The organism is Nitratidesulfovibrio oxamicus, assembly GCF_015731765.1.
GTDB lineage: Bacteria > Desulfobacterota > Desulfovibrionia > Desulfovibrionales > Desulfovibrionaceae > Cupidesulfovibrio > Cupidesulfovibrio oxamicus.
In genome coordinates this window covers 1-2779 of sequence record NZ_VRYY01000345.1, presented here as the reverse complement: position 1 = coordinate 2779, position 2779 = coordinate 1, and the positions used below count along the sequence as shown (strand labels likewise).

The window sequence follows — 2779 nt, the reverse complement described above, 5'->3', positions numbered from 1 at the left end:
GCCCGCCGTGGCGCGCACGGCGGCAACGCAGGCCTCGGTACGGTCCTTCAGCTGGGCGGCGTGCTGCGTGGCGGCCTGGGCCGTGGCCTGTTCGGCGGCCTCGCGGGTGATGGACGCCAGCACTTCCGGGTGCTGGGCGGCAAGGGTCGCCTTGTCCATGGTTGTCTCCTTTGCAAGGGTTGCGATGGCCGTTTCCAGGTCGGCCACTATGGCGGTGACGAGGCCCTGCGGGGCTGCGGACGCGATGAAGATTTGCCCATCGGCCCACGTGCCCAGGGCCGCGACGTCCAGCCCCATGCCGGACGCCACCCCGTCGGTGAAATGTTGGTACAGGGTATCCAGTCGCGCCTGGATGTAGGCGCGCTCTTGGTCGGTGAGCGGGTTGTCTTCGTTGCCAACGGCCTTCCACTTGCCTGCGGTAAGGTAGGCGTAGGAGACGCCCATCTTTTCGTTCCATCCCGCCCAGTTCGGCAGCACACTGATGATGCCGATGGACCCGACAGACGCCGTGGCCGGGGCAAACACCCGCCCGGTGGATGCGCCAAGCGAGTATGCGGCGCTGGCCATGGTGCCGTTGGCGTAGGCCGCCATGGGCTTGCCCGCTGCCTTGCCCGCGCTGGCGGTGAAATCGGACAGCTCCTTCATGCCGGCCACGGTGCCGCCGGGGCTGTTGATGTCCAGCAGCACCGCGCCCACGGCGTTGTCCGCCAGGGCGGCGGCAATGGCAGGGCGAATCTGGTCGAGCATGCCGGTTGCCACCAGCTCGCCCCAATAGGTGCGCACGGCGAATTGCGACAGCACGCCCCGGATGGAGATGACGGCAACGCCGTTGACCACCGCGTACGGCTTGTCCCGCAGCACTTCGCCCCCCAGGGCGAAGGCGGCGTGCGGGGTAAACCCTCCGGCGGGTGGCAAGGCGGACCCGCCGGAAGGTTCGTGCCGCGCCAGCTTGTCGGGGGGGCTGGCGGGCCGGGAAAGGACCATGCCGCGCACGTGCGACAGGAACGGGGCAAGGGCGTCGGGCTGGATGGCCCACAGGCGTTCGGCAAACAGGCTATTGGGCATGGCCCTGCTCCTGCGTTTGGGCGGGGGGATCGGAAGGATACGGCCCGCGCTGGGCGGTTGCCCCGGTGCGCGAGTTGATGCGTTCGGCCAGCTCCGGCGCAAGGCGGTGCAGCATGCGGTCTTCGTGGCCGCGCAGGGTCCAGACGTCTTCGACGTCCAGGCCGCGTTCGCCCAGGATTTCGCTGTATGTGGCAAGCCCGTTGTCCAGCATGGTGATGGCCGCATCGGCTTCCTTCACCGGATCCACGTAGCCGCGACCGGGGCCGATCCAGTTGGCCGCCGTCCAAAGGGGCAAAGCCTCGTAAAAGCCGGGGGCGTTGCGGGGCAGCTTGATGTGCCCGCGCAGAAAGGCTTCCTCTTGGACCATGCGCCACAGAGGGTGGCAGTACCGGCGGGCCTGCCACTGGCGCCACATCATGTACACGCGCCACGCTTCCAGCAGGGCGGCGCGGGCGGAGCTGTAGTTGGTCTTGGAAAAGTCTTTCAGTACGGCTTCGTACGGCAGGCCCGCCGAAGCGCCCATGGCGCGCACGATGAACGTGACGAAGCTGGACCAGTTTGCGCCGGGCCTGTCGCTGGAAAGGACTTTGGCGTCTTCGCCTTCGTTGGCGTAGAGGACCTGACCGGGCGCGTAGGCTTGATGGTAAACCGGTGCCTGTCCGTCACCCTGCCCGCCTTGCGGACCCTGCACGCCCCCGCCGTTGCGGAAGAAGGCATCCATGTCGTCGGTGCTGCCGCCCTTGCGCCCGCTGGTGAACACCAGCGGGAACGACGCGGCAACGATCTGGCCTATGAGTTCATACTCCAGGCTGTCTGCCAGGTGGCGGAACAGCTTCAGCGCGGGGGTAATGACCGGCTCTCCCCGGTACTGCTCCTCGCTCGTGTGGCGGAAGCAGTGGAACAGACCCACACGGTGGCCGACGCGATAGGGAATGCGCCGGAACGAACCGGACCCCAAGGCATCCCACCCGTGCATGCCGGTGAACAGGCTGGGGTCAGGCTCCGCGATCCAGCCCGCGAAGCTGCGCCCGTGGACGTCCAGTTCCACACCGTCGCGAAAGTTGGACTGGCCCCGCTTGTCTGCGGGGGTGCACATTCGTTGCGGGTGCACCGGCTGGATGCGCAGGCCAAGGAAGCCGCCATCACTGGCCGGATCCACCATCACCGGCACATGCACCATTTCGCCATGCACCAGGGCGGAATGCATGCCCATGTACTGCAATTCCGAGAATGGCTGGCCATCGTACCCGGCCCGCTCGGACCAGAGCCACCAGGCATCCTCCATGGCGTTGCCGATCTCACGGGCCAGATCTTCGTCAATTCCCAGCATATTTGCCGGGATTACGCTGGACGGCATGAGGCCGTTGGCACCCACGGCATTGAGCGTGATGTTGCTGACAAGGGACGAGGCAGCCCAGTCGTTGGCGGTCAGGTCCTCGCTACGGGTGGCGGCAACCTGGCGCTCTCGCCACATTGCGGCGGGCGCCGGGCGGCCTGGCAGGTAATTGGACAACGTCCCCCGGAAGGATCCGGCATCGCGCGAGACGCGCGGCACCACGCCCGGAACCAGCGGACCTTCTGCGCGCATGGCGGGCATTTGGCCTGCCATCTGGCGCGCACGGCGCATGTTGGCGTGGGGGATGGGGCGCGCGGCGCGGGGCATGGGCTACCACCGCCCCCGCAGGATGATGGGCCGCACGGCCACGGCGCCGGG

At 67.8% G+C, this 2779-nt stretch carries 2 protein-coding genes; both read right to left on the bottom strand.

Annotation, left to right across the window (positions count from 1 at the left end):
- Positions 1 to 1065, bottom strand: a 1065-nt coding sequence (locus FVW20_RS11880; RefSeq protein ID WP_196609782.1) for a S49 family peptidase, incomplete at its 3' end; no start/stop codon positions are given.
- Positions 1055 to 2653, bottom strand: a complete 1599-nt coding sequence (locus FVW20_RS11875) for a phage portal protein (protein ID WP_231039072.1) — start codon at positions 2651 to 2653, stop codon at positions 1055 to 1057. The genes FVW20_RS11875 and FVW20_RS11880, both read right to left, overlap by 11 nt.
- Between the last annotated feature and the right edge of the window lie 126 nt (positions 2654 to 2779).